The sequence below is a fragment of the Oleiphilus sp. HI0128 genome, assembly GCF_001635365.1.
Genome location: NZ_LWGG01000410.1, coordinates 1 through 1,787, shown reverse-complemented (window position 1 = coordinate 1,787; position 1,787 = coordinate 1). Strand labels below are relative to the sequence as shown.

Annotated in this window: 2 protein-coding genes; both read right to left on the bottom strand. The window is 43.7% G+C overall.

Features of this window, described 5'->3' with window-relative positions:
• A partial coding sequence (locus A3763_RS30040) for a CZB domain-containing protein (RefSeq protein WP_197482781.1) occupies positions 1–247 on the bottom strand: 247 nt, incomplete at its 3' end.
• A 10-nt stretch (positions 248–257) separates the two neighbouring features.
• A complete protein-coding gene (locus tag A3763_RS05050; RefSeq protein ID WP_068510158.1) occupies positions 258–1,784 on the bottom strand; it encodes an IS66 family transposase in 1,527 nt (508 codons plus the stop codon).
• Positions 1,785–1,787 lie beyond the last annotated feature (3 nt).

Genomic DNA, 1,787 nt, shown 5'->3' with positions numbered 1-1,787 from the left:
CCTGTAGAGATAATGGTTCAGCGCCTGCTCGTGCAAGCTTATAGATCTCTATACCCTTCGCGTGTACTTTCGGATGAACATCTTCATATAGGTCTTTGAAGCGTTTTTTGGAACTTAGCGACTGGCCCTTATCTGACATTAGATACTTCCCAAGACGACATTGGGTATGATCTTTTAGCTCACTCTCTTGTACGCTGTTTTGTCCAAATAATGCAAAACGGATGTAAACGTAAGGCGAAGCGCACATATCCAAGAATCTAATGATTTAGTATGACATTCCATGGCAGCAGATCTTCCATTTCTGCTTGCTGATCTCTTTTACTAAGTGCTTTCAATAGATAATGAAGATAATCGAATGGCACAAGGTCATTTGCCTTTGCCGTTTCAACAATACTGTAAAGTACACTGCTGGCATGGGCACCACTAGTGGTGTTTGAGAATAACCAGTTTTTTCGCCCTATCACGAAGGGTTTGATTGCTCTTTCTGCACGATTGTTATCGATATTCAGATGACCATCTTCTAAGTAGCGTGTCAGCTTTGGCCATTGATTTAAACTGTATGCGAGTGCTTTGCCCAAGGCCGATTTAGGCGGTACCTGCAGAATCGAGTTATCCAACCAGATTTTATATTCTTTCAACAAGGGTGTCGCATGTACGACTCGATATGCCTGTTTTTCTCTGGGCGATTTATCCTTTATGGCAGTTTCAATTCGATAGAGCTTTTTGATGTGAGTCATCGCCCAAGTAGCTTTTCCCGCTTTGGGTTTGCCTTTGCTTTGCGCTATATCAGCCTCTTTGAATTTGCGTCGTGCATGTGCCCAACAGCCCACTAATGTCGTTTGGGTGGATTCATAACCTTGATAGCCATCTACCTGTAAATAGCCTGAGTGACCTTGTAGAAAATTAATCGCACACTGGCTTGCCCGACTTTCATGGAAGTCATACAGCACGATATTGGGAATGTCTGTGTGATTGCTGCCGGGTGAGTCGGTACCGGTGCAATATAACCACATATAACATTTGGTTTTGTCGGATTCGATTACCTTTAGTGTGGTTTCATCTGCTTGTATTACATTTTGCCGCAAGAGGGTTTCATGCAGTTTGTCATAAAGCGGTTTGAGTAAGTCTGTACACTTCAGCAACCAGCTCGACATCGTTTGTCGGCTAAGCGGGATGCCATATTCTTTGAACAGACTTTCTTGTCGATAAAGCGGTAAGCCATATTGATATTTACTGGTAATGATTTGGCTTAACAAGCTCGCCGTAGCAAAGCTTTTTGGAATAGGTGAAGCCGGAACCGGCGTTTGTTTAATCGTGACGTTCGTTGCATGTTGCTCACAATGACGACAACTATATTTAGGTCGCACATGTTCGATGACTTTGATCTGGGCAGGAATGAATTCAAGCTGCTCGCTTTTATCTTCACCCATGCGATGTAATTCATGACCGCAGTCATCACAGCTTTTGTCTTCGTCTGCCAGGTCGTGAATGATGACGTCGCGTGGTAAGTCTTTGGGTAAAGGTTTACGAACAGGTTTCTTGCGTTCGTAGGTGATGGACTCTTTTTCGGCTTCAGTCGGTTCCGCTTCAGACTCATCTGCTAATTGCTCAAGTTCATTGAATAGCTCGCCCTGACCCGGGTAGCCTTCAGTGCTTTTACCAAATTGTTTATGCTGAGCTAAACGAAACTGCTCAGTAAGATAAGCGATAGTCTCATCTCTTTCTGCGAGAAGTTTCTTCAGTAAAATAGGGTCGTCAGGGAGTGATTCGATGTCTGTTTTCATGCG